A 26483-nucleotide genomic window follows, 5' to 3' on the forward strand; every position below is an offset into this window, starting at 1 on the left:
CGGGGCGCATCGCCTCCGGCGTTCTGCCGCGCGTTCCCCGTCGGTCCCTTCATCGGACCGGGTCCTGCTCGGCGTCCGATCCCCCGCCCCGGTGAGAAACGCCCGAATAGATCTTTGAGACGGCTGAGCGAACAATTGTTACGCTAATGTGACTCCAACGCCGGGCGGAGCGGGTCAGCGGCGCACTTCCCTGGTGCTGATCGGCTTCCCGGTTCGTTGACGATGGATCGAATGATGCGACGAGAACCCCTGAACAAGCTTTATACGATCGCCCCGACGGGCACCACGGTCAACTCCCGGCACGCCAGCGCGCGTGCGCGGTGGGTGCCCGTCTTCCTGGCGGTCGTCGCGACGGAGGGGGTCCTCGTCCTGACGGCGCTGGGCGCTTCGACGGCAGCCATGGTCCTCGCCCTGGTCGTCCTCATCCTGATATCACTGGTGCTGCTCACGGCGCCGCCCGCCGACTCGGCCAGTGCGAGCACGGAGGAGTCCGTCGTCGAGGCCCGGGCCCGGGCGCGTGCCCTGGCCGCCTTCGAGGCCCAGGACCGCTCGGGTCGAGCACGCGCCCGGGCGCTGTGGACGATGCTGCAGGCGATGTCCCCCGCCATCCTCCTGGGTCTGGGTTACCCGATGGTCAGCTCCCAACTCGCCAGTCACGATGTCGGGGGAGTGCACCTGTCCTCCCTGGTCCTGTCCGTCTCCGTCGCCGTGCCGTGGCTCAGCCAGGTCGCGGGCACGCCCGTCTACCGGCTCGTCGGCGAGATCTCGTACGCGAGCGGCACCAGCGCCGCCTACCGTTTCGCGCGCATGTGGCCCGCGCTCGTGGTGCTGGTCGTCCCCCCCGTCCTGCTCGTGGCCGCCCTGGTCGTTCTGACCACCGGCTGGTCGACGACGGCGATGGCCGCCTACCTCGTACTGGCGCTGATGAACATGCTCTTCGTCCAGTCGCTCGTCGTCGCCGATATCGCGGGCAGCCGCGGACGCTGGACGATCGGCTGGGTCGCCTACGCGATCGTCCTGCTCATCGCGCCCACCGTCTGGATCCTCCCGCCGCTGGCGGGCCTGATCAGCCAGGTGGTCCTCATGGGCCGGGCCCTGGGCGGGCTCGCTCACCCGATGTCGGTGCCCCTGCGCCCCTTCCTTGCCGACACGGCCCGGGGCCTGATCATGGGCGGCGTCCTGTGGTCCGACAAGCTCTTCATGTTCCTGGTCAATGGAACCGATTTCGAGATCGTCGTCGTCTATCTCTGCCTCCAGCCCGCGGTCGTCGCCTATTCCTATTATTTCGCGGTCACCTCGCCGAGGATCAATCGCGCTGTCGCCCACTTCCAGACCGAGCTCACTGATGCGAGCATGGACAGGCTGCATGATCAGGGCAGGTTTTTGCGGCGCACCGTCACCGCCTCCCTGCGGCGCGCCGTCGTCGTGGGCGTCGTGAGTGTGGGGGTCGCGGTCCTCACCGCGGCCCTCCTCAGCGGGAGCGGGACGGCCATCGGAGGGCTCGGTGCCATCGGCGTCCTTAAGGTGGCCGTCATCGCCGCCGCCAGCCTTCTGCTGACCGTGCTCACACTCCTGGCCTACGAGATCGAGCACGTGGGGGACCGCACCGGCGGGCTCGTACTGTCGAGCATCCATTTGGCCGCCGCGCTGGGCCTGTTCATCGGGCTCGGCTCCCATGCCGTCCGGGCCTACGCAGCGGTCGGTCTCGTCGATCTCGTTCTGGTGGTGGTGGCGTTGACCGTGTACCGGTCGCGGTGGAGGTCACCGGAGTACGCGTTCTTCTGGGGAAAGGCACTGTCGTGGTAGACGTGGTGAAGAGCAACCAGGACGTCGTGCCGCAGGACGGCGAACGCCCCCGCCCCGACGGCGTCCCTCTGGACGGACGCTACGAGGATGTCGATGTGGCCATTGTCATGGAGTCCACCTATCCGTACCTCAAGGGCGGCGTGAGCGCCGTCGTCCATGACATCATCACCGGTAATCCTGACCTGCGCTTCGGCATCATTCACATCGCCTGGTGCTCCACCTCGCCGCTGAAGGACCTGTACACCATGCCCTCCAATGTGGCGTGGGTGCGGGTGGTCTACCTGTCGATGGAGGAGCATGAGGACTTCCTGCGCACCAGGCCGCAGGACCTGCACATGGGACGCCGGGACCGCCGGACGCTGGCCCGGCGGCTGGTGTCCGCCCTGCGTTCACTGGCCGAGGATGCCGACCCCGGGCCGTTGTGGGACCTGATCACCGACGGCATGGCTGCCTCGACCCGTCGCTACCCGCTGTGGGCCCTGCTCGGCACGCAGGAGTTCATGGAGGTCTACCGCGAGTCCATGCCGTGCCTGGGCATGAGCATGGCCGACCTGTTCTGGCTGCTGCGCGACTTCTTCTCCCTGGCCTACGCGGTGCTCTCCGAGACCATGCCGCGGGCCGCCGTCTACCACGCCCATACCACCGGCTACGCCGCGCTTCTGGCCGCCAATGCGGCCCGCGAGCACGGCACCTCCTACCTGCTGACCGAGCACAACCTCTACGTGCGCGACACCGTCAACACGCTCCTGGGCCGCCGCATGGATCAGATCGTCACGCTGGCGGACTACCGGTTCTTCGACGTCACGCCCCGTGAGCGCATGTGGATGGCCTGGTGGCTGGAGATGGGGCGTATGTGCTATCCGACCGCTTACACGACCACCTACCTCTACCCGGCGGCCGTCGAGGAGGCCCGGGCCCTGGGCGGTGACCCGTCCAAGGCCGTCGTCATCCCCAACGGGGTCGTCGTCGAGGAGTTCGACGCGGCTTACGCGGCGCGTCGTGCCGTGACCGGTCGGATCCGGGCCGAGGGAGCGGACGAGCACCTGTGGCGGCTCGTCTACATCGCGCGCGTCGTGCCCATCAAGGGGCTCATGGACCTCATCGAGTCCATACGGATCCTGCGCGACCGGGGCTGTCGGATTCATCTGGACGTGTGCGGCCCCACCGAGCACGTGCCGGAGTACTACGAGCGGTGCCGGGCGCGCATCGTCGAGCTCGACCTGGCCGAGCTCATCACCATCCGCGGCACAGTCAAGGTCCGCGAGTGTCTCACCGAGTTCGATCTGTTCCTTCTGCCCTCCTACAACGAGGGCCTGCCGGTGGTCTCCCTGGAGACCATGGGGGCGGGCATCCCCACGGTGAGCACCGACGTCGGGGCGGTGCGCACCGTCGTCGAGACCGAGGTCGTCGGCCCGGACGGGAGATCCTGGGGGCCGTGCGGTCTGGTCATCCCGCCGGGCGACCCGACGGTCATGGCCGACTGCGTCCAGCGGATCATCGGCGACATGGACTTCTACGAGCGTCTGAGCCTGGCGGCCAGGGGCAGAGTGGAGGCCGCCTACGACCTGCGGCGCGTCAACGCCTCCTACAACGAGATCTACCGGCGCGGCGGGGCCGGCCGTCGGGAGGTCAGGCGCAGGAGCAGACGGGGGGCGGGTCGCCGGGGCGCGGGCCGGGCCGCCCGGGTCGGACGGATCAGAGCCGGGCGCAGAACCGCCCCGGCAGCCGGAGGAGTCATCGCGCCGTCCGAGGCGTGGGAAGGAGGACATTCATGACATCGAGACGGGGGTCGGGGGCCTGGATCCGTTACGGGGGCGCTCTGAGCGAGGACGAGTTGGCCTTCGCTGCGGACCACTACCGGGCGGCGATCCTCCAGCCGTGGGAGACCGGGGCGGCGGCCCGCCTGAAGGACATGCGCGAGGACATGGTGGTCCTCGCCTACAAGTGCCTGTCGTCGGTGCGGGATTTCGAGCCGGCCGAGCGACGCGCCTCGGGCCTGAGCGCCGGCGAGGCCCGCCGGGGAGGCTGGCTGGCGCGCCGAGCCTCGGGGAATACGATCGAGTGGAGCACCTACTCGGGCCATTATCAGATGCGGGTGTGGGATGAGGCCTACCGGCGGCGCTGGACCGAACGGGTTCTGGAGGCCATGGTCGGCACCGCCTTCGACGGGGTCATGGCCGACAACGACGTCTTCGAGGATTATTACGGCATTGATCTGCCCGACTTGGATCCCGCCGACGCTTCGGCGCCCCGCAGTGCCGCCGGGCTGCGCGCCGCTTTGAGCGAGCTCGTCGACGACGCCGGGCGCGCGCTGAACGGTGAGGGACTGCTGCTCGTGCCCAACATCGCCGAGGCGCGCCGGGAGCCCGGGCGCTGGCGTCACCACGCCTCTTGGGGCGGTGGTTTCGACGAGTGTTGGCTCGGGTGGGGGGATGACTCCTTCTTCAGCGAGAACACGGCGCTCGCGCAGGTGTCGCAGCTCAATGGTCCGGGGCTGAGCATCGTGCGCACCCCCTCGGGCGGGTCGGGGCCGCGTTTCGATGGATCCCCCTCCGCCCTGTACGGGCTGGCGGCGTTCTGGGTGTTCGGAGGGGGGCCCGACTACGTGCGGACTTCGGCGGATCCGCGGCCGGGGCGGTCGAGTTGGTCGGGGACGGCATCCCCGTCGCTCCCGCGCGGTGCCGCGCTGCGCGCCTACGCGGCCACGGGGGCCGACGACTACTCGCGGACTCCCTGGTTCCCGGCGCTGGATGCGGACCTCGGGGCGCCCCTCGGCGAGGCCACGAGGGACGACGGCGTGTGGCGCCGCGATTTCGAGGGCGGAGTGGCCGCCGTCGCGCTCGGCGAGGAGGGAGGCGGCACCGTGCGTCTCCCGGCGGGCCTCAGGTCACCGGGGCCCACCGGGGACCCGGACGGTGAGGCGCTGGCTCTGGAGGTGCCCCTCAGCGCGCATCGTGGGATGATTGCCCTGCGTGCCTGAGTCATGACCCGGTCCGGCTCGTGCGAGATCCGATAATGGGACTAAAGACCTGTCAAACGTTAGTCATGTTGGGTGGATCATTGACCTGCTTGACTTCCTGAGATCCCCGCCGTCCCGTACAGCGTTCTCTCGGGCAGGAAGCGCGGCGTCCGTCTCGGGCGGCGTCGACAGAGTTCCACAGGGCCCAGGACAAGGATGACCTATGGCACAGACTTCCCAGAATAGCGCGGCGGACATCGCGCACAAGCCCATGATGAGCACTGCTCAGATCCTGCTGATGAACGTCGGATTCTTCGGCATCCAGTACTCCTTCGGCATGCAGCAGAACGCCATGTCGCCCATCTACCAGTTCCTCGGGGCTTCCGCTGACGAGATCCCCATCCTCAATCTGGCCGGACCCGTCACCGGCCTGCTCATCCAACCGCTCATCGGGGCGCTCTCGGACCGGACCTGGAGCGAGAAGTGGGGACGCCGTAAGCCCTTCTTCCTCATCGGGGCCGTCGGCTGCTCCGTGTTCCTGTTCCTCATGCCCTTCGTCACCGCCGTGTGGATGGCGGTGCTGTGCCTGTGGCTGCTGGACGTCTCGAACAACACGGCCATGGAGCCCTACCGGGCCTTCATCGGCGACCGCCTGCCCTCCAAGCAGCTCGCCAAGGGCTTCCTCGCCCAGTCCCTGTTCATCGGCGCCGGCTCGGCCCTGGCCGCCGGGACCCTCGTCGTTCTGGAGAAGACCCTGGCGGGCGCCACCGCCGCCGGCATCCCCTACTGGGTCTTCGGCGCCTTCATGGTGGGCTCGGTGTGCTCCATCGGCTCGGTGCTCATCTCGGTGCTCTCCACCAAGGAGCTGCCGCCCACGCCGGAGGGCTTGGTCGAGCTCGAGCGCAAGAAGCGGGAGGAGGGCCCCTTCGGCTTCGTCAAGGACATCGGCGTCGCCATCGTCGAGATGCCCCGCGGCCTGAAGAAGATGGCCCTGGTCTACCTCTTCCAGTGGTACGCCATGAACGTCTTCTGGCAGTACCTGGGCCTCATGTGCGCGGCCGCCTACTTCGGAGTCGACGTCCATCAGGAGGGGTACGCCGAGACGGCCGCCTTCAACGACGCTTCCGGTTTCGCCACCGGGCTCATGGTCGTCTACTACGTCTCCTGCACGGTCGTCGCCCTCTTCCTGGCGCGACTGGCCAACCGCATCGGCCCCAAGCACGTCCACACCGCGGCGCTGTGCCTCGCCGCCGTCTGCCTGGTCCTGCTCACCCGCATCGGCAGCCCCGGCCACACCGCGGTCCTCTACCTGCCCATGATCGGCATTGGTGTGGCCTGGGCTTCTATTACGGGCGTACCCTACATCATGGCCATTGAGATGATCCGCAAGGAGCGCCGAGGCGTCTACATGGGCGTTATCAATATGATGATCGTCATCCCCCAGTTCATCCAGACCCTCACCTTCGGTCCCATTTACAAGCACCTGCTCGGCGATCACCCGGTCAACGCCCTGCTCTTCGTCGCAGTCTTCCTCATCATCGCCGGTCTGCTCATCGAGTGGATCGACACCGTCAAGGACGCGGACCCGCGGGTGCGCGCCGCCGTCACCACGACCGAGACCGCCGTCGCCTGACCGACCAGCACCCGCGACACACGCGAAAGGACCGATACTCGTGTATACAACCATTGTCGCTGGAGTCGGCGACCTCGTGGAGGACAAGCACGTCCTCGATCGCGCCTTCGAGATGGCCCGCCTCAACGACGCCACCCTTCTGCTCGTCGCGGGCTTCGACCCGGTCACGGCCCGGGACAGGGCCCGTCTGACCGATGCGGCGTCGGAGCCGCGCTTCTCCGAGACCCATCTGAGTGAGGAGGAGGCCTACGACCTCGTCGAGCGGGCGCGCACCCTCGCCGTCGAGCACGGAGTGCCCCTGTGCCAGGGGGTCGTTGTGGCGGGGGCGGCGGTCTCCGCCCTCACCTTCGTCGCCGTCGAGGCGCAGGCGGATCTCGTCGTCGTCGGTTCCCACGGCGTTGATTCGCTCCTGGGCAGGCTGTTCGGCGCGGTCAGCATCCAGGTGCTGCGCAAATCGGAGTGCGACGTCCTCGTCGTCGTGCCCTGATGGCGACGATGTCCTCGCCCCCCCGAGCGCCCTCCGCGAGCGGGGGTGACGGACGCACCGTGACTGTGCTCCCGCCTTGGGTATGGACCATACGTCCATCATGCAGGGCGAGACGGCGGACGCTCGGCCCATCAAGGGCGGAGGAAGGGCGCGCGGAGCGGATCCGCCGGGATCAGCGCAGACTGGTACCCATGAGACGGCGCCGCGGACTGCGCGCCGACGACGTCACCGTCATCGAGGAGTCGGCTCTGCGCAGAGCCATCATGGGCTCCGTCGTCAGCAACATCATGGAGTGGTACACCATCGGTGTCTGCCCTTCTACCCCTATATCGCCGTCCTGATCGGCCGGGCATTCCTGCCCGACGAGGCCGGCGGTCTCTGAGCGGGGCCGGCTCGCGCCCCTCCCGCCTGGGCGGGCAGAATGGGGCGCGCTGAGACCGATGAGTTTGGTCTAGGACCGAGGTCACATTAGAGTGATGCACGAGACGACGCGGTGTCTGCGTCGTGCCTGCGTCAGGATGACGTGAGACCGAACGAGATCGAAAGGGGCATGGATGCCCACGTACGTGTACCGTTTCAGCGAGGGGACCAAGGACCAGAAGGACCTCTTGGGCGGCAAAGGGGCCAACCTCGCCGAGATGACCCGCCTCGGCCTACCGGTTCCACCCGGATTCACCATCACCACTGATGCCTGCCGCGCCTATCTGGCCGACGGCGCCGTCCCCGATGAGCTCGCCGTCCAGGTCACCACCGCGCTGCGCGGGGTCGAGGAGGAGCTCGGCCGTGAGCTCGGAGCGGCGAAGGATCCGTTGCTGGTCTCCGTGCGCTCCGGTGCCAAATTCTCCATGCCCGGCATGATGGAGACCGTCCTGAATATCGGGCTCAACGACGACTCCGTCGTCGGGCTGGGGGAGGTCTCCGGCGACGAACGCTTCGCCTGGGACTCCTACCGGCGTCTGATCCAGATGTTCGGCAAGACGGTGCTGGACATCGACGGCGATCACTTCTCCCGGGTGCTGGATGCCAAGAAGGCCGAGCGCGGAGTCGGCCTCGACTACGAGTTGAGCGTGGATGCGCTCAGAGAGCTGGTCGAGGAGTACAAGCGGATCGTGGTCGAGCGCGCCGGCATCGACTTCCCCCAGGACCCCCGTGTCCAGCTCGACATGGCCACCGAGGCCGTCTTCCGCTCCTGGAACACCGAGCGCGCCCACATCTACCGCCGCCGTGAGAAGATCCCGCACGACCTGGGCACCGCCGTCAATGTGTGCACCATGGTTTTCGGCAACATGGGGAAGACCTCCGGCACCGGCGTCTGCTTCACCCGCGACCCCTCCACCGGCCGCTCCGGCGTCTACGGCGACTACCTGGTCAACGCCCAGGGTGAGGACGTCGTCGCCGGTATCCGCAACACCCTGTCGCTGACGGACCTGGAGCGTTTGGACAAGACCTCCTACGACGACCTGCGTGCCGCTATGCGCAAGCTCGAGACCCACTACCGCGACCTGTGCGACATCGAGTTCACCATCGAGCGCGGCAAGCTGTGGCTCCTGCAGACCCGTGTGGGCAAGCGCACCGCCGCGGCCGCCTTCCGTGTGGCCACCCAGCTGGTCGACGAGAAGCTCATTACTGCCGACGAGGCCCTCACCCGCGTCACCGGCGAGCAGCTTACCCAGCTCATGTTCCCCCAATTCGCCGACGTCGGGGACCGCGACCTGCTCACCCGCGCCATGCCGGCCTCCCCGGGCGCGGCCGTCGGTCACATCGTTTTCGACAATTCCGAGGCCATCGCGCGTTCGCAGGCCGGCGAGCCGGTTATCCTCGTGCGCCGTGAGACCAATCCCGACGATCTGCCCGGCATGGTCGCGGCCACCGGCGTGCTCACCTCCCGCGGGGGCAAGACCTCGCACGCCGCCGTCGTCGCCCGAGGCATGGGCAAGACCTGCGTGTGCGGCGCGGACGCCCTCGAGGTGGACGCCGAGGCCAGGACCGTGCGCGTCGCCGGACGCGAGGAGGTGCTCACCTCCGAGGCGATCATCGCCATCGACGGGCAGACGGGCGAGGTCTTCCTCGGCGAGGTCCCCGTCGTCGACTCCCCGGTCATGACCTACCTGCGCCGCGGCCTGGAGACGGCTCTGGACTACGCCGGGGACGTCGACACCCGCGAACTCGTCACCAGCGTGGACCGCCTCATGCGTCATGCGGACGAGGTCGGGCGTCTCCGGGTGCGGGCCAACGCCGACACCCCCGACGACGCCCGCCACGCCCTCCACCGCGGGGCCAGGGGCGTGGGCCTGTGCCGCACCGAGCACATGTTTCTCGGTGAGCGCAAGAAGTTCGTGCAGAACCTCATCCTCGCCGCCGACGACGCCGAACGGGAGGACGCTCTGGCGGCCCTGCTGCCCCTGCAGAAGGGCGACTTCGTCCAGATGCTCGCCACGATGGATGGCAGGCCCATGACGGTGCGCCTCATCGACCCGCCGCTGCACGAGTTTCTGCCGGACCTGACCGAGCTGAGCGTCAAGGTAGCTCTCGACCGCGAGCGCGGCGTCCTCGACAGCGCCGATGAGACGCTGCTCACCATCGTGCGCAAGAGTCACGAGGCCAACCCGATGCTCGGCCTGCGCGGCGTGCGCCTGCTGCTGATCATGCCGGGCCTCATCGAACTGCAGGTGAGGGCCATTGCCGAGGCCGCCGTCGAGCGCCTCGCGGCCGGCGGCGACCCCCATCCGGAGATCATGGTTCCGCTCATCGGCTCGGTTCGGGAGATGCAGATCGCCCGTGAGCGCGTCGAGGCCGTCCTCCGCGAGGTCTCGGCGGATTCCGGCTACGCGCTCGACTTCCCGATCGGGTGCATGATCGAGCTGCCGCGCGCTGCGCTGACCGCCGACCACATTGCCGAGGAGGCCGACTTCTTCTCCTTCGGCACCAACGATCTGACTCAGACCACGTGGGGCTTCTCCCGCGACGACGTTGAGTCCTCCTTCGTGGGTCGGTACATCGAGGGGGGCATTTTCGGGACCTCGCCGTTCGAGTCCATTGACGCCGACGGTGTGGGCGGCATGGTGCGTCTGGGTATCGAGGGCGGGCGCTCGACCAGACCGGGCATGACGATGGGCGTGTGCGGCGAGCACGGCGGCGATCCGGAGTCCATCGACTTCTTCCACCGGGCCGGGCTCGACTACGTGTCCTGCTCGCCGTTCCGTGTTCCGGTCGCCCGGTTGGAGGCCGGTCGCGCCGCGGTGGCGTTCCCGGGGACGGCTTCCGGAGTGAAATGACGCCGGTACTGGCGGGCCGGGCTTCGCATTCGGCTCGCTGAGTCGGGCGGGCCGGACTTCGCATCCGGCCCGCCCGCTGCTGTCACCGTCCCGCCCGTCTTCGACCGGGCCTGCCGGGAATTCCGCTTCCACCCCGGCGTCATCGTCACCGATGAGCTCGATCGCGTCATCCCACGCATTCCCGAGGCGATCGCCGAACCCGGCCGAGCTCGTCGGGGCGTCGTCTCATGGGCCGTCGCCGGGCGCTTCTCGCAGAGCGCAGTGCCGCCCGGTCCGGCCGACGGGGCGGGTGATGCGGCGAGCGCGGATGCCCGCTCTCGCAACGACCTCGCCCGATGCGTCGAACGGACCGGGGAGCGCTCGTCTCTCGCGCGCCCCGCCGTCGCCGTCTGCTAGCACGTCTCGCCCCGGAATCCGTGGTGCCGCACCGGTGGCGAGCATGAGAGGATGGCCGGACGGATGGCGTCACCGCCCGGGGCCGCCGTTACGACCGAGTTGATCGAGATGATCCAGAGAGGCACGTTATGGCGCTGTTCGAGCTGACCGGCAACCGACTCGAGGCCACGGCCCTGGGGGAGCCCGCCGACGCTTCACAGCGAACCACCGTGCTGGGGGCCGTGCACGGCCAGCTCGTGGAGGTCCTGCGGCGTCCCGTCTTCCCCGTCGTCTGGGAGCGCGAGGGCGAGGTCGACGTGCTTACCGCCCTTGACGCCGCCTGCCAGGTGATGTGCGTTGAACTGCTCGATCACCTCGACGGCGCCGCGCTCGTGTCGGCGATGGCGCGCACCGCTGCCGCCGCGCAGAGCGGATGGGGGGATCTCGCCTCCCACTACCCGGGCGGCAGCACCGTCTTCCGGGAGGACTGGGAGGAGTTCCGCGAGACGGTCCCCGTCGGCGTCGGTCCGGGACCGCGACTGACTCTCATCGCCATGAGCGTCGACGACGACGTCCGCGCCGCTCTGGCCCTGCTATGCGCGGGTATCGATGTGCACGAGGCTCAGGTGCGCACCACGGAGGAGGGGCGCACGCTGGTCGCGCTGGACCCGGTGCGCCACGACGCCCTGGACCCCCTGGGCGGCTCCGGCGCAGTCCTCGTGGCCCGGAATTCGCGCGCGAATCTCGGCCTCGGAGGGACGAGGAGGAATGACGAGGACGAGCGGGGCCCGGTCGCGGACAGGACGAATCCCGCCACCGTTCCGGTGCCGAGCGTGAGGCGGACGAGCCGGACATCGCACTCGAGCAGGAAGGAGCACGCATCTCAGACCGGCGGCGCGCCCGCCGTCGCTGCGCAGACGGGCGGCGTGCGCACCGGCGGGGCCGGTGGCAGAGTCGAGGCGGCCCGTGCTCGCGCCGCGGGGCCGCGCGTCGACCGGTCCCGGGCCGGCGGGTCGGCCACCGCCGTCGCCGAATCGGAGACCACCGGTGCGATCGCCACCGCGAGTCCCGACGATGTGACTGCGCCCAGCGCGCGCCTGACGAGAACGCCGGACACCGACGCCGACCGCAACCACCGCGCCACCGCTCCGGTCCTCGGGGCGCAGCCGACCGTGCCCTCCGGCGGCCAGTCGGCGGCCGTGCTGGCCTCCGTCGCCGCCCGGATCGACACCCCGGTCACCCTCGTGTGGCAGCGGATGCGGCGCGGCATCCACCATGAGGCGGTGCTCAGCGCCGACGGCATCATCACTCTGTCCAACGGAATGCGTTTCCGCGACCCTTCCGCCGCGGCCAACGCCGCGCAGCACACCCAGGACATGGACGGGTGGCGCGTGTGGCGCATCGGTGCACAGGGACCCGCACTGCGCGATTTCATCGAGGATTGAGACGGGGTTGTTCCTGTCCTAATAGCGGTGAACGCTATGACAGTATTTTCTCGAGGAGATGTTACGACGATGAACGCGAAAGATCTTCCACCAACCGATCTGCTGTACAACGATGATCCTTATGCGGCTGAGTGCGAAGCCTCGGTTATCGCCGCGAGTGGTGACGATCTGGTTCTCGATAGAACCGTATTCTATCCCGAGGGCGGGGGTCAGGCGGCTGATTCGGGAACATTGAACGGCATCCCGGTACATCGACTCGAACGCGTGACCATCTCAGAGAGATCGACGCCCGAGGGGATACCCATCCCCCTGGAGTCGACCGTAGTTCATACGGTACCCGATCACGGTCTCGTTGCTGGCGATCGGGCTCATCTTGTGCTCGATTGGGAGAGATCGAGATCCCCTGCGGCGGGACTCACGTGCGGAGCATGACCGAGCTCGATGGTGAACCGCATGTGAAGCGCAGGCGCAAAGGAGCGGGATTGACCCGGCTTTACATCGCGCTCACCTGATTGCGGCCGGACGGTCCTCGGGGCGATATCAGACGTCCGGGACGATCCCTAGACGCCGGCCGAGCCAGTCCATCTGGTCCGCCATCGCCACCGACCACGTCGCCCAGGTGTGCCCGCCGGCGTACTCCCGCTGTGAGACACTCATCCCCGCCTGCGTCGTAGCGTCCACCAGCACGGGCACGACGGGCCTGTACTGCTTATCATCGCGCCCCACGGAGACGATCCCGGATACACCCGAATACCGCCCCGGGGGCGCGGACGCCATGATCGTCAGCGGATCGTTGGCCTCGTAGGACGCGCGGTCACCGTCGAAACCGACATTGATCGTCCGCTGCTCGGAGCCCAGGCTCGGATGCTCCTCCGCGCTCATCGCCAGAAAGTTCCGGTACACCTCCGGGGACCGCGCGGCCACCTGCAGCGCGCAGGTCCCGCCGTTGGACAGCCCCGCCACCGCCCAGTGCTCCGGGTCGAGGTCCACCTGCAGGTTCTGGCGGATCCAGTCCGGGACGTCGCGCTCCAAGTAGGTCGCCACCCTTCCCCCGCGCACGGTGTCCGAGCACAGAGGATTGCGGTAAGGACTGCCGAGCAGGTCGGCGACCACGACCACCGGCGCCAGGCCGTCGTGGGCAGCGGCGTAGGCGTCCATGGTGTCCTTCAGACCGCCCAACTCGAACCAGTCCGAGGGGCTTCCCGGCTGCCCGGTGAGCGCGACGACCACCGGCAGGGCCGGCCGCTCCTGGGTCAGATAAGCCGGCGGCAGGTAGATGACGGCGTCCCGGGGACTGAAACCCCTGGTGCCCGACTGATCGCCCGCGGGGATCGGTGCCGTGACGACCTGGCCGCGCGGAGGCATGTCATCGGGGGCGACCCACGTCGTCGACAGCGCCCCCTCCCCGCGCTGGGGCGCCTTGGCGTGGGGCGCCGCGGTGGGCAGCGCGGCCAGCGGCGTCGTCGCCACACCGAGGCCGAGAACGGCGGCCAGGGAGGGGAAGGCGGCGAAGAAGGCGTTGATGGCCAGCAGCGCCGCCGCCACCACCGCGACGACGCTCGCACCCGAGCCCGAGGCCCGCACCAGCCGCCGCTTCCAGGTTCGCACGCGCTCGCGGTCGGCCTCGGCGCTGCCGCCCAGCAGCACCTGGGCCACGACGAAAGCGGCCAGGCCCACCCACATCCACACCAGCGGGCCGATGCCGTCGGCCACCGGTCGCCAGACGACATCCACCGCGAGCCAGCAGCCCGCGCCGAGCGCAAGCCCGGCGGCGGGGGCCGCCAGCTGCCGCGGACGGGGCAGGTGCCGGGTCCGCGTCACCCACAGGACGGCTGCGAGGATCACGACGAGGGCCAGGCACGCACCGCCCATCCACGGCTGAAGCAGTCGTACCGAGCGCAGCGCCCCGGTCGCCGACTCAGTCATGGGTCACGAGCACCTGCGCGAAGCGCGCGGTCTGGGCCGGAGTCAGATCGGGCACGTAGGCATGGGCGATGGCCACCCCGACCGCGGGTAGATCCACGACGTCGGGCACGGCCAGGTACATGGGGACCTTGCGCGGTTTGAACTTGCGTTTGAAGGAGTGCAGGGAGGCGAAGCCGTAGGCCGGTTCGAGCAGCGAGGCGAGCAGATCGAGCAGCGGGTCGAAGCGCGAGGCGCCCACGTCGTCGACGCCGTCCCCGGTCAGGTCCCCGGAGATCCCCGATCGGGCCAGCGGGGCCCCCGACAGCGACATCACCTCGAGACCCTCCCCCTGAGCGTCCTGGGCGGCCCGGGCGATGAGGTACTCGATCGCCGGACGCCAGCCGCCCTCCCGACGCCGCATGAGATCCAGAGTCAGCCCGATCACCTCGCCGTCGCGGTGCACCGGCATCCAGGAGGTGACGGCGTGGACGGTGCCGCCCTCGTCGACGGCGAGCAGCAGGCGCGTGTCGTCGTCGTCGATCTCCCGCAAACCGCCGAGCGTGAAACCCATCTCGGGTAGAGCCTTCTCCCCGACCCACGCCTGCGAGATGGCGCGGATCTGGTCGCGGCGGCCCTCCGGGGCGGTGCGCCAGGTCGTCCATTCCGCCGTGATGCCCTCGCGACGCGCGTGATTGAGGGCGGTGCGCACATCCTGGAAGACCTTGCCCTTGAAAGCGAGCCCGGGCAGGTCGATGACGGCCTCCTCGGCGACCTGCAGGACCGTCCAGCCGTGCTCGCGAGCGACGAGCATCGTGGGCTCGTGCACGGAGTACAGCGCCGGCACGAGCCCGGCCTCGTGCGCGAAGGCGGTGAACCCCTCGACGGCCTCCTTGGTCTCCTCGGGACTGGCGGCGGCCGGGTCGCCCAGGGTCAGGGCGACACCGGAGCCGGCCCGGTAGGCGAAGCCGGTGCGCTTGTCATCCGCGATCCAGGCGTCATTGCCGGGCCAGGTGAGCATCCAGCCCAGGGTGCCGGCTCCGCGCGCCCGGACAAGAGCGACGAGGTCCTCATGGTTGACGCTGGGAGTGATCGCGGGCTTGGTCATGGCCACCCACGCGCACACGATGGCGGAGACCCAGGCGAAGGTGGGGAAGAACCAGGTGGCGAGGCAGGCGAGCGGACCATGGGGTCGCAGGGTGGGGGCGAGCAGACCTTCGGCGGAGGTCGGCAGAAGCCTGACGAGGAAATCGGTGATCAGCACCGAAGGCGTCGCCTCGGGCTCGAAGTCGTGGGCGACGATTGTCCCCAGCACGACGCTGGCCGCGGCGCAGGCGAACGCGGTGATCGTCCAGGTCAGGATGGCTTTGCGCACGACCCCTGGACGGGTGTGCAGTCTCAGGTGGTCGCGGTTCCACACGACCAGCAGCACGATGCCCGCGTTGAGCATGAGAGGCAGGGCCATATGGTTCGAGATGTTCCAGGAGCTCGGCGGGCTGGAAACGGTCGGCGGCTCGGTGCCGTCCAGGGTGAATTCGGCATTGACCGACAGGACCGAGCATATGGCGAGGAAGAGCTGAAGGAGGATCGTGCCCACGGCGGCGGTGCGGCGCCCGCGGCGCAGCCCGTCCGCCAGGGCCAGCTGGAGCAGAAGCGGCATGAGGCTCAGGCCGAGGGCACCGGTGACGGGGTGGACGACCTCCCGTTCGGGGAACACGCCGTAGCGGGCGCTGGCGAGCGGGCCGAAGGCCGCCCGTGAAACGGCCGCCAGCGCCAGCATGAGCGACCAGCAGGCGACGACGAGCGCCAGGAGATTGCGGGACGTCCTGCGCGTGCGTGATAGCCGAGCGGAGGAGACGGACCCGCGCCAGGTGATCATTCCCACGAACAGGCCTGTGGTGGCGGCGCCCAGGCGGGCGAGGGCGCCGGGCGTTCCGGTCACCGCGGTCTCGACGAGGAGGAACCCGAGCACGAGCACACGAGTGCGGCGGCACCACAGATGATTCATCAGCGCTGTCGACGCCATGACGGGGCCGAGGAGGAGGAGTGGGATTCCCGAGATCGGGTGACGGGTCATGGCGTGCCCCCACCCGGGTGCGACGGCGGTGATGAGCGGGTGAGCGACCAGGGCGGCGCCGATGCCGACGGCGTGGGATACGAAGGCGGAGATGAGGAAGGAACGCGAGCCGATGAATCGCTCGATGGCGATGCCGACGGTGAGCAGAACAACGACGCCGACGAAGGGACTTAGGTGGATAGTGCCGGTCCAGGCGGTCAGCAGGGACCACAGACGCATGGGATGGGCGGGCTCGGCGGCCAAGGGATTCTTCGGCAACCGCAGAGGCGAGGTGCGGTGGATGACGGCGAGCGCCACGGTGCTCAGGAGAAGGAGCCCGGCGAGGGCCGTGCAGACCCGCCCCTTGCGCAGCCAGGCGTGGGTGGTTCTGGCGCTGGCGGTCATGCGCGGTGACAGGTGCGCCGTGATGCGGGCGGTGTGCGGTGCGGCCTGGGACGACATGTGCATATCATGACTGACGCGGCGTGCCCCAACCTCCATCTGGCGGAGGAGGAGTGCGCGTCCTGATCCTGTCTCGGGCGGGGTGCGGCGGGCGAACGGTCGGATGCCGCCGTTCGGTCCTCCTCCCCGCCCGACGGCTCAGCGCAGGACGTAGCCGCCGAGCCAGCGACGCAGGGCCGCGAAGACCTGCTCGCGCACGGGCGGGGCGGACAACGTCAGATCGTGCACGCCGCCGTCGAAGCGCGCCACCGTCACCAGGGCGCCCAGGCCGATGGCGCGGCGGGCTGTTGCGTCGGCGTCGACGATCGTGTCGGCGCGCCGCGAGTGGGGCGTCCACGTGAGCGCCAGGTGACTGCGCGCCGAGCCCATCGACAGGATCGGGCAGCGGATGTCAAGGCCAGCGGCCACGCGCGCCTGCCCGGCCAGGATGGCCCGCAGCCAGCCGGGGCGGATCGGCGCGCAGGGCCGGGGCGACCATTCGGGCACGATGTCCCAGCCGGTGATGTAGGGGTCATCCGCCCAGGCGGGGTCGGGAAGCTCGCCGTCCCGCTCCAGCCACCCGTCGGTGACGCGGAAGAGCGCCTCGGGGTCGTGGCTCGGGAGGGGGATCGGCATGCGCGGATCGCGCCGCGCCAGCGTCCGCACGACCGGCTCGCCGACCATGCGCACCGGTTCGGCCCCCTGATTCTCCAGCCATGCCGAGTTGAGCACGAGCGCGGCCAGGGCACCGGGATGGCGGTCGGCCCACAGGCAGCCGATGAGACCGCCGGTGGAGTGCCCGAGCAGGACGACGTCGCCGTCCCAGCCGTGCTCGGAGCGGATGACGGCCAGGGCCAGGCCGATCTCCTCGTCGTAGTCGGTCAGTGAGGTGATCCACCCGAGCATCTGTCCCTCGCGCAGGGAGCGTCCGTGGCGGCGCAGGTCCAGGGCGTAGAAGGCCCCGCCCAGGCGTGAAATCTCCCGGGCCAGGTGGGTTTGGAAGAAGTAGTCGTTCCAGCCGTGCAGGTACAGCGCGGCGAAGGTCGGGGTGGTGGGGGTGCCGGTCAGGGCCTGCGGGTCGGACGCGGGCATGTGCCGCACGAGAGTGGCAACGGCGTCGTCGTCCTCCTCGTCGGGCAGCAGTGGCAGGGTGCGCGCCTCGAAGCCGGGCCCCAGCAGGTCAGGTCCCCAGGCGTCCACCGGTGGCGCGCTCATGCGTCGGCCCGTGCTCCGTTCTCCGGGCCGTCCAGGAAGGAGCGCAGGATCGCGTTCATCTGCTCGGCCTCGATGAGGAAGCCGTCATGACCGTGCAGAGAGTGGACGGTCTCGCGGCGGGCTCCGGGGATGGCCTGGGCGAGCTCGGCGGCCTGGGCGGCCGGGAAGAGACGATCGGAATCGATGTCGATGACGAGGGCGCGGGCCGTGACCGCGTCCAGCGCGGCCGGGATGCCGCCGCGGCCGCTACCGACGTCGTGGACCATCATCGAATGGTTGACGATGAGGTAGGTGTTGGCGTCGAAGCGGGCCAGCAACTTGCCGGCGTGGTAGTCGAGGTAGGACTCGATCTGGTAGCGCCCGCCCACGGCCGGGTCCTCCTGCCCCTGGTGGGCCCGGCCGAAGCGGGCGTCGAGTTCGGCGGCGGAGCGGTACGTCGTATGGGCCAGGGCGCGTGCCAGCCCCAGGCCCCGCACGGGGCCGATGGGGTGGGAGTAGTAGTCGCCGTCGAAGAAGAAGGGGTCTCCGACGATGGCGAGCTCCTGGAGGTGGCACCAGGCGAGCTGGTCAGCGGTGGTGGAGGCACCGGTGGCCACGAGAGCCAGGTTGCGCACCCGTTCGGGGTGGGACACGGCCCATTCGATGGCGCGGTGCCCGCCCAGGCTGGCGCCGATGACCAGGTGGAAGGTCCCGATGCCCAGGGCGTCGGCCAGACGGGTCTCGGCTTCGACGGCGTCGCGTGTGGTCAGCCACGGGAAGCGCGAGCCCCAGGGTCGGCCGTCGGGGGCGGTGGAGGAGGGACCGGTCGAGCCCTGGCAGCCGCCGAGGATGTTGGCGGCCACGACGTAGTAGCGGTCGGTGTCGATGGCCCGGCCGGGGCCGACCACGGCGTTCCACCAGCCGGCGGCGGGGTGGCCGGGGCCGGCTTCGCCGGTCACGTGGGAGTCGCCGGTTAGCGCGTGCAGAACGAGGACGGCGTTGTCCCGCTCCGGGGTGAGCGCGCCCCAGGTCTCGAAGGCCAGGTGCGTATCGGGTAGGACCTCGCCGGATTCCAGGGGAAGATCGCCGATCTCCACGAAGCGGCGATTGCCGGGTTCATCGCCGGGGCGCCAGGCACCGGTGGGGGAGCCCGCTTTGCGGTCGACGAGCTTGAGGGCCGCGGTGCCGACGCCGGGGGCGGGGGAGGACGGGGCCGAGGTCATGACACTATCGTATGAGCGTCTCGGTGCCCGGCGCTCGTTCGCCGCGGCCCGCGGAGGGCCGGCGGCGAGGCGCTCACCAGCTCTCGCGGGCGCGCCGGGCCGAGCGCTGAGCGCGGACCGTCTCGCAGGCGACGGCCATGACGCACAGCCCTGCTCCGCAGGCGAGCATGATCCACCAGCCGCACCGCGCCGCCGTGGTGAAGGGCTCACCGGCGCCGATGCCGGCGTTGAGGCAGGCTCCGAGCACGGCCACGCCCAGGGCCTGGCCCACCTGGCGGGAGGTCGACGCCGTCGCCCCCGCGACCCCGGCGCGCTCGGGCGGCATGGCCGAGACGGCCGTGTTCGAGATGGGCGTGTTGATCAGCCCCATGGAGGCCCCCACGCACATGCCGGCGATGACGAACAGGGTCAGCGGTGACGTCGGCCCCAGGAGGGTCAGCAGCAGGATCGAGCCGACCGTCAAGCTCGCCGCCCCGGCGAGCATGGGTGTACGAGCGCCCGTGCGCCCGACGAGCCAGCCGGACACCGGCGCGGCGCAGGCGCTCGACAGGGCCATCGGCAGGGTGAGCAGTCCGGCGCGCAGGGGCCCCAGTCCCCGGGCGTCCTGGAGGTAGAGGGTGGCCACGAACATGAATCCCGCGTAGGCGATGAAGAGCGCCAGCGCCATGAGGGTCGCCAGGCTGAAGGGCGCCGAGCGGAAGAAGCGCAACTCGATCATGGGGTCGTTCGCGCGTCGCTCGGTGCCGATGAAGGCGGCGCCGGCCAGCAGTGCCACAGCGAAGGAGGTGAGGATGCCCGGGGCGGTGAAGGATGTCTCGCCGCCCTCGATGATGGCCAGGCTCAGGGCCGCCAGGGTGAGCACGGCCAGCAGCTGGCCGGGCGCGTCCGCCCCGCGGTGTGCCCGGGCGCGCGACTCGGGCACGACGGCCAGCACCGCGGGTACGGTGACGGCCAGGACCGGCAGGTTGATCCAGAACACCGCCCGCCAGTCGACGGCGTCGACGAGGGCGCCGCCCACGATCGGGCCCAGCGCCATGCCGACGCCGACGACCGCGCCCCATACACCGATGGCCTGGGCCCGCTCGCGCGGGTCGGTGAAGGTGTTGGTGATGATGGACAGGGCGACGGGGGCGAGCATGGAACCGCCGATCGCCTGGAGGGCGCGCATGGCGATGAGCATGAGCGGGTTGATCGATATCGAGCACAGGGCCGATCCCAGCCCGAAGATCAGCAGCCCGGAGACGAAGACGCGACGGCGGCCGGCGCGGTCGGCCAGCGCTCCGGAGAACATGAGGAGGGAGGCCAGGACCAGCAGATAGGAGTCGACGATCCACTGGAGTTCACCGGTGGTGGCGCGCAGGTCGCGGGCGACCGAGGGCAGGGCGAGGTTGACACCGGTGGAGTCTATTTGGGCGACGAGCATGGCGACCGTGCAGGCGGCGAGGATCGCCACGCGGCGGCGCCGGGACACAGGGGGTGAGTGCAGGACGGAGGGGCGCGACTGCCGGGGGTGGTTCCCGGGGGCGCCGGCGCGGCTGGTCACCCCGCGAGAGTAGCAAGGGGCGTGCGGGCGGGCTTCAGCCGGCGAGCGCCGCCAGGCCCCGCTCGAGGTCGGCGATGATGTCGTCGACGTGCTCGATGCCGATGCTCAGACGCACGGTGCCGGCGCTGATGCCGGCCCTGGCCAGACCGGCGTCGTCGAGCTGGGAGTGGGTCGTGGTGGCCGGATGGACGCACAGCGAGCGGACATCGCCGATATTGGCGAGGTTGGAGAACAGACTCAGGGCGTCGATGAAGGCGGCCCCCGCCTCACGCCCGCCGACCAGGTCGAAGGCGAAGACGGATCCCGCGCCGCGGGGGCAGTACGTGCGGTGGAGGTCGTAGTACGGGCTGGAGGGCAGGCCGGAATAGCGCACCTCGGCCACCTCCGGGCGATCGACCAACCACCGGGCCACCGCCAGGGCGTTGTCGACGTGGCGCTCCATGCGCAGCGAGAGCGTCTCCACGCCCTGGGCGATGAGGAAGGCGCCCAGCGGGGAGGCGGCGAAGCCGAGATCGCGCTGGCCCTGGGCGTGGGCCTTGAGGATGAAGGCCATGTTGGCGCCCATCGCGCCGCCGACGCCCATGTCGCGGGCGTAGACGAGGCCGTTGTAGGAGGGGTCGGGGGTGTTGAAGTCGGGGAAGCGCTCGGCGGCCGCGGCGTAGTCGAAGTTCCCCGAGTCGACGACGACGCCGGCCACCGACGAGCCGTGCCCGCCCAGGAACTTCGTGGCCGACTCGACGACGATGTCCGCACCCCACTCGATGGGGCGGGTCAGGTAGGGCGATGCCGTGGTGTTGTCGACGACGAGCGGGATGCCGAGCCGGTGCGCGGCTTCGGCGATGGGGGCGATGTCGAGGATGTCGCCCTTGGGGTTGGGGATCGATTCGCCGAAGAAGCAAATGGTGTGTTCGTCGGCGGCCGCGCTCCAGGCGGCCGGGTCGCCCGGGTCTTCGACGAAACGGGTCGTGATGCCGAGCTTGGGCAGGGTGCGGGTCAGGAGGTTGACGGAGCCGCCGTAGAGGGAGGGGGAGGAGACGATGCTGCTGCCCGCTCCGCCGAGGGTGAGGAAGGTCAGGGTCTCGGCGGCGAGCCCGGAGGCGACCAGATGCGCGCCGACGCCGCCTTCGAGGGAGGCGATGCGGGAGGCGACGATCTGGTTGGTGGGGTTGTCCAGGCGCGTGTAGATCGGGCCGAGCGATGCCAGGGCGAAGCGGTCGGCGGCTTCCGCGGCGTCGGGGAAGACGAAGGAGGTCGACTGGTAGATCGGGATGGCTCGCGCGCCGGTGACGGCGTCGGGGGTGTGCCCCGCCTGGACCTGTTTGGTCTCGAAGTGCCAGCCGTCCGGGTTCGCGGCGGTGGGAGGGGCGGGGTTGCCGGTGGACATGCGGCGCTCCTTCGCGTGGACGACAGTGTGCAGCGACACCGTAGCCCGTGCGGCCCGCTTCGACACCTTCTCGTCCACGAGCGGGGCTGCACGACTGGAGTCTATGGTGAAGATCACTGTGACGTGGGCGTGGCGCGCTTCCGCGGAATTGTGGCAAGCGCGAGGAGGCCGAGGCGTATGTGATTGTTGTGAATCGTGTTGTTTGTGTTTCTTCTTGAGGTTGGTGCGGCTAGTGTTCTCACTGAAACCGGGGGCGCGTCCGTCAAGGTGACGCGCCGCGACATGATGGAGAACTTGTGAGTCTTACCCATCGCACGCGAGGATCGCGCGGTGCCGTGCGCCTCACTGGGCGGACCAGTAGGCGCCTGAGTGCAGCACTGGCCACCCTGACCCTGGCTGTGGCCCTTGCGCCGGCCGCGGCTCCCATCGCCCTCGCCGACGACGTGACGCAGAACGACATCGATCGGTCCAAGGCGTCCGAGAACGCGACGTCGGTCTCGATCGCCGATCTGGAGAGCCAGGTCGCTCAGCTCAACGTCGACCTCAGGACCGCCCAGGTCAACGCCGCATCGGCCAACGAGGACTACCTCCTGGCGGTCCACGACCTCGACACCGCGACCGCGGAGGCCGAGACGGCTCAGCAGAACGCCGAGACGGCGGCCGCTGATGTGTCCTCCGCTCGTGAGGATCTGGGCGCTGTCGTTTCTCAGACGTATGAGGAGGGCAGCACAGGGCCGGTCGACTCCCTGACTCCGTATTTGACCAGCGAGTCGCTGTCCGACCTCACGGACAACGACGTCGCTCTGGAGCGCGCCGGCGGCGACACCGATGCCCGCGTCCAGAACGTCGAGGCGCTTCAGGCCACGGCCGACAACGCGCGGTCGCTGGCCGACCAAAAGGTCGAGGATAAGCAGACCGTGGCCGCGCAGGCCCAGACCGCCAAAGACGATGCCTCTTCTAAGGTCACATCCGCGCAGGACGCCGTCACGACCGCCGAGGCCAAGCGCACCAGTCTCATTGCGCAGCTGGCCGAGCAGCGCAACACCACCGTCGCACTGGAGACCCAGCGCCAGGACCAGATAGAGGCCGATCGCAAGGCCCGCGAGGAAACCGCCGCCAGGTCGGCCGCCAAGGCCAAGGCCGATGCCGCGGCGTCCGCCTCCACGACTCCAACGGCCGAACCGACGGCTTCTGCTGAGCCGTCCGCCGAGCCCACGGGCTCTGCCGAGCCGACCACTGGGCCCACGGCTTCCGCTGAGCCGTCCGCCGAGCCCACGGCTTCCGCTGAGCCGACCACTGGGCCCACGGCTTCCGCTGAGCCGTCCGCCGAGCCCACGGCTTCCGCCGAGCCGACCACTGGGCCCACGGCTTCCGCCGAGCCGACCACTGGGCCCACGGCTTCCGCTGAGCCGTCCGCCGAGCCCACGGGCTCTGCCGAGCCGACGGCCGAACCGACCGCCACCGAGGAGGAGTCGGCTCCTGCTGAGGACCCCGCCCCCGACGAGGCCGAGGACCCCGCCCCCGAGGAGGAGGCTCCCGCCGAAGAGCCCGCCCCCGACGAGGCTGAAGAGCCCGCCCCCGAGGAGGAGGCCCCCGCCGCCGAAGAGCCCGCCCCCGAGGAGGAGGCTCCCGCCGAAGAGCCCGCCCCCGACTACGGCGCGGGCGCGGACGTGGCGATCACCACTGCCGAGAGCTACCTCGGTGTGCCCTACGTGTGGGCGGGCGAGTCCTACGACGGTGTCGACTGCTCGGGCCTGACGATGCTCGCCTACGCGTCGGCCGGGGTCGAACTCACCCACTCCTCGCGCGTGCAGTACGGCGAGGGCCTGCAGGTCCCCCTGGAGGAGGCTCAGGCCGGCGACCTCGTCTTCTGGTCCTCCGACGGCAGCCAGGAGGGCATCTATCACGTCGCCATTTACTTGGGCGACGATCAGATCATCGAGGCCCCGACCTTCGGCGTGCCCGTTCGGATCACCTCGATGCGCTACGCGGACGTCATGCCCGACGCCGTGCGCCCCTGACCGGCTCGTGCCGGGCGGGTCAGACGTGTCCCCGACCTTCGCAACGAGGTCGGGGACACGTGCCGTCAGGTGGGGTGCAGGGCGCTGCGTGTTCTGCGCACGCCGGCGGCGGGCGACGGGACGAGCGGGCGCCGCCCACCGGGGCGCCCCGATACGGGGTCAGTGCCTCTCGCGGGCGGCGCGCTCGGCCCCGCGCTCGTAGGAGCGGCGAATCTCCTCCTCGGCCTCCTCGCGGCCGACCCAGTGGGCGCCCTCGACGCTCTTGCCCGGCTCGAGGTCCTTGTAGACCTCGAAGAAGTGCTGGATCTCCAGGCGGTGGAACTCGCTGACGTCCTCGATATCCGTGCGCCATGAGGCGCGCTGGTCGGCCGACGGCACGCACAGAACCTTGTCGTCACCGCCCTTCTCATCGCGCATGCGGAACATCCCCAGGGCGCGGCAGCGGATGAGGCAGCCCGGGAAAGTGGGTTCCTCCAGCAGCACGAGCGCGTCGAGCGGATCCCCGTCCTCGCCGAGCGTGCCCTCGATGAAGCCGTAGTCGTCCGGGTAGCGCGTCGAGGTGAACAGCATGCGGTCGAGCATGATGCGGCCCGTGGTGTGATCCACCTCGTACTTGTTGCGGTTCCCCTTGGGGATCTCGATCGTGACGTCGAACTCCACGGGTCTCTCCTTCACATCTCATCCTTGCGGCGACGGCCGTGCCGATGGCACTAGTGTGGCCCACGACGGCGCATCCAGCGGGACATCGTACGGCCCGGCTCTTCATGACAGGGTCCCGACTCTTGCCGCGGGCCGTCACCCCGTCAGGCCGACTCACCGGAGGAGATGTGCGTAAGGTTCACACGGCGGCGCTCACCGTCGCCACGCTCGTCGTCGCAGGCGCCTACTACGGCCTCGCAGATTCCCTCGACATCGTTCCGGGGCCGCTGACCGCCGCGTCGCAGTCCTACGAGACGCAGCCCTACCCGACGCCGTCGATCCCACCCGACGGGCAGGACGCGCCGTCGGGACTCGACCCCGACGCCCCCGCGCCCACCGCAACGTCCCTATCCTCCCTGGCGAACGCCCTCGCCTCGGACTCCCAGGTCGGCGGTGCCACCACTGCCGTCACTGTGATCGACGTCGCCACCGGCGAGACTCTGCTCGACACGAGCAGCACCCCTCTGACCCCGGCGTCGTCCAACAAGATTCTCACCGCCTCGGCGGCGCTCTCCCTGCTCGGGCCCGAGCATGCCCTGACCACCAAGGCTGTCGTGTCGGGCGGCACCGTCACCCTGGTCGGCGGCGGTGATGTCCTGCTGGCGGCCGACGCCGGTGACCCGGACGCCACCGTGGGGCACGCGGGCCTGGGCGATCTCGCCCGCTCCACCGCGCAAGCCCTGCAGGCCCGGGGAGTCACCAGCGTCAACGTCGCCCTGGACGACACTCTGTTCACCGGCCCCAGCTGGAATAGCAGCTGGGAGGGCGGCAACGAGGCGTGGGTCGCGCAGATCCAGCCGATCATGCTCGACGTGACCGCCCACTCCCACACCGGCGGCTACCCGGCCGACCCCGCCATGGAGGCGGCCCAGACCTTCTCCGACCAGCTCGCGTCCGCCGGCGTCACGGTGAGCGGAGACGTGAGCCGGAGCGCCGCACCCTCCGACGCCACAGAGCTCGCCTCCGTCGCCTCCGCACCGCTGGCCGACGTCCTGTCCGTCTCCCTGAAGGCCTCCGACAACACCATGACCGAGGTCGAGGGGCGCATGGTGGCCGTCGCCGCCGGGCAGGAGGCCAGCTTCGAAGGGGCGACCAAGGCCGTCCTGGCCCAGTTGACGGCGGACGGCTTCCAGACCGGCGGCGTCACCATGGTCGACTGCTCCGGGCTGGCGACGGCGGACAGGGTTCCCAGCAGCCTGCTCGCTCAGATCATCGCCCACTCCGCGGGATCCGACGGCGGCTCCGCCGGCAGGACGCTGCTGGCCGACCTGCCCGTCGGCGGCCTGGACGGGACCCTGGAAGAGCGGTTCGTCGGCGTCGCGGGAGCGGGCACCGTGCGCGCTAAGACCGGTTCCCTGGACACCGCCGCCTCCCTGACCGGAACCGTTGTGACCGCGGACGGCCGTCAGGTGGCCTTCGCCGTCATCGTCGACGGTTTCGAGGGGGGCGGTCTGACCTCGGCGCGCACGGCCATCGACGACGACGTCATCGTCCCCCTGGCGGGCTGCGGCTGCAGCGGCTGAGGGGCCCGGTCTCCTGTCCTGAGCATCATCCTCCCGCCGTGAGGCGGGAGGATGATGGACGTCAGTTGACCCGCCAGAACTTGTACGTCCCCTCGTGGAAGCAGACGTTGCGCGAGCTCCATGAGCCCCGGTGCACCAGCTCCTGGTTGAGCGGAGTACCGAAGTTCGAGTCGACGACGGTCGCCGTGTCGGGCGAACCACCGCTCGTCATGATCGCGGTGTGCATCTGGCTGTACGCACCGGACGGGTCGTACCACTGGCAGATGTCCCCGGCGGCGACCGTCTGCCAGGTCTGCTCGGTGCACCAGCCGGCCCAGGCGGCCTGGTAGCCGGCCGGGTCGTTGCCCAGGAAGATGCGGGGACCTCCCGCCGCGGCGATCATGTTCTCGGCGAAGACCGCGCACTGGTCGCCCCAGGAGCCGTCGGCGTACTGGGAGGCCGCCGCCACGATCCCCGCATTGAAGCGACCACCACCCGTAGTGGTGTCGCCCGTGCCCTCGGGAGAGGATTCCTGGCC

General features: G+C 69.9%; 19 protein-coding genes. 11 read left to right on the plus strand and 8 right to left on the minus strand.

Features of this window, described 5'->3' with window-relative positions:
• Positions 1-231: 231 nt before the first annotated feature.
• From HMPREF9062_RS03820 to HMPREF9062_RS13815, 9 genes are all read left to right on the plus strand, one after another.
• Positions 232-1806, plus strand: coding sequence for a hypothetical protein (locus tag HMPREF9062_RS03820; protein ID WP_009748714.1), 1575 nt, complete (start codon positions 232-234; stop codon positions 1804-1806).
• On the plus strand, positions 1800-3581 hold the full coding sequence (gene pelF, locus HMPREF9062_RS03825; RefSeq protein ID WP_009748715.1) for a GT4 family glycosyltransferase PelF: 1782 nt from the start codon (positions 1800-1802) through the stop codon (positions 3579-3581). Before HMPREF9062_RS03820 ends, pelF begins: the two co-directional genes overlap by 7 nt.
• A complete protein-coding gene (locus HMPREF9062_RS03830) occupies positions 3578-4786 on the plus strand; it encodes a putative glycoside hydrolase (RefSeq protein WP_009748716.1) in 1209 nt (402 codons plus the stop codon). Before pelF ends, HMPREF9062_RS03830 begins: the two co-directional genes overlap by 4 nt.
• 202 nt (positions 4787-4988) lie before the next feature.
• A complete protein-coding gene (locus tag HMPREF9062_RS03835) occupies positions 4989-6398 on the plus strand; it encodes an MFS transporter (RefSeq protein ID WP_009748717.1) in 1410 nt (469 codons plus the stop codon).
• Positions 6399-6438: 40 nt separating this feature from the next.
• Positions 6439-6885, plus strand: coding sequence for a universal stress protein (locus HMPREF9062_RS03840; protein ID WP_009748718.1), 447 nt, complete (start codon positions 6439-6441; stop codon positions 6883-6885).
• A gap of 191 nt (positions 6886-7076) precedes the next feature.
• Positions 7077-7226 carry a hypothetical protein gene (locus tag HMPREF9062_RS12445; RefSeq protein WP_009748719.1) on the plus strand — a complete coding sequence of 50 codons (150 nt, stop codon included), beginning with the start codon at positions 7077-7079 and terminating at the stop codon, positions 7224-7226.
• Between the two features lie 213 nt (positions 7227-7439).
• Positions 7440-10160 carry a pyruvate, phosphate dikinase gene (gene ppdK / locus HMPREF9062_RS03845; protein ID WP_009748720.1) on the plus strand — a complete coding sequence of 907 codons (2721 nt, stop codon included), beginning with the start codon at positions 7440-7442 and terminating at the stop codon, positions 10158-10160.
• A gap of 524 nt (positions 10161-10684) precedes the next feature.
• Positions 10685-11980, plus strand: coding sequence for a hypothetical protein (locus tag HMPREF9062_RS13090; protein ID WP_009748721.1), 1296 nt, complete (start codon positions 10685-10687; stop codon positions 11978-11980).
• Between the two features lie 69 nt (positions 11981-12049).
• Positions 12050-12412, plus strand: coding sequence for an alanine--tRNA ligase-related protein (locus HMPREF9062_RS13815; RefSeq protein ID WP_009748722.1), 363 nt, complete (start codon positions 12050-12052; stop codon positions 12410-12412).
• 108 nt (positions 12413-12520) lie between these two features.
• Here HMPREF9062_RS13815 and HMPREF9062_RS03855 read toward each other — a convergent pair whose 3' ends face one another.
• The 6 genes from HMPREF9062_RS03855 to HMPREF9062_RS03880 form a co-directional block, all read right to left on the minus strand.
• Positions 12521-13906 (minus strand): alpha/beta hydrolase, encoded by a 1386-nt coding sequence (locus HMPREF9062_RS03855; RefSeq protein WP_009748723.1) that lies wholly within the window; start codon positions 13904-13906, stop codon positions 12521-12523.
• Positions 13899-16400: a bifunctional lysylphosphatidylglycerol flippase/synthetase MprF gene (locus HMPREF9062_RS03860; protein ID WP_034253711.1), complete on the minus strand. Its 2502-nt coding sequence runs from the start codon at positions 16398-16400 to the stop codon at positions 13899-13901. The genes HMPREF9062_RS03855 and HMPREF9062_RS03860 overlap by 8 nt, the downstream gene beginning before the upstream one ends.
• A gap of 138 nt (positions 16401-16538) precedes the next feature.
• Positions 16539-17594: an alpha/beta hydrolase gene (locus tag HMPREF9062_RS03865; RefSeq protein WP_009748725.1), complete on the minus strand. Its 1056-nt coding sequence runs from the start codon at positions 17592-17594 to the stop codon at positions 16539-16541.
• Positions 17591-18796, minus strand: coding sequence for a homoserine O-acetyltransferase MetX (metX, locus tag HMPREF9062_RS03870; RefSeq protein WP_009748726.1), 1206 nt, complete (start codon positions 18794-18796; stop codon positions 17591-17593). The genes HMPREF9062_RS03865 and metX overlap by 4 nt, the downstream gene beginning before the upstream one ends.
• Positions 18797-18869: 73 nt before the next feature.
• Positions 18870-20339 (minus strand): MFS transporter, encoded by a 1470-nt coding sequence (locus HMPREF9062_RS03875; RefSeq protein WP_156789961.1) that lies wholly within the window; start codon positions 20337-20339, stop codon positions 18870-18872.
• 34 nt (positions 20340-20373) lie between these two features.
• Positions 20374-21723, minus strand: coding sequence for an O-acetylhomoserine aminocarboxypropyltransferase/cysteine synthase family protein (locus HMPREF9062_RS03880; RefSeq protein WP_034254666.1), 1350 nt, complete (start codon positions 21721-21723; stop codon positions 20374-20376).
• Between the two features lie 335 nt (positions 21724-22058).
• Here HMPREF9062_RS03880 and HMPREF9062_RS03885 point away from each other — a divergent pair, with 335 nt between their 5' ends.
• Entirely contained in the window at positions 22059-23744 is a 1686-nt protein-coding gene (locus HMPREF9062_RS03885; protein ID WP_253270653.1) for a C40 family peptidase, read from the plus strand.
• 159 nt (positions 23745-23903) lie between these two features.
• On the opposite strand, the gene HMPREF9062_RS03890 is transcribed toward HMPREF9062_RS03885, so the two are convergent.
• Positions 23904-24404, minus strand: a complete 501-nt coding sequence (locus tag HMPREF9062_RS03890) for an inorganic diphosphatase (protein ID WP_009748731.1) — start codon at positions 24402-24404, stop codon at positions 23904-23906.
• A 167-nt stretch (positions 24405-24571) separates the two neighbouring features.
• On the opposite strand from HMPREF9062_RS03890, the gene dacB reads away from it, so the two are divergent.
• Positions 24572-25966 (plus strand): D-alanyl-D-alanine carboxypeptidase/D-alanyl-D-alanine endopeptidase, encoded by a 1395-nt coding sequence (dacB, locus tag HMPREF9062_RS03895; protein ID WP_009748732.1) that lies wholly within the window; start codon positions 24572-24574, stop codon positions 25964-25966.
• Between the two features lie 61 nt (positions 25967-26027).
• On the opposite strand, the gene HMPREF9062_RS03900 is transcribed toward dacB, so the two are convergent.
• The coding region (locus HMPREF9062_RS03900; protein WP_009748733.1) for a CHAP domain-containing protein at positions 26028-26483 on the minus strand (456 nt) is incomplete at its 5' end.

This window comes from Actinomyces sp. oral taxon 448 str. F0400 (assembly GCF_000220835.1).
Lineage (GTDB): Bacteria > Actinomycetota > Actinomycetes > Actinomycetales > Actinomycetaceae > Actinomyces.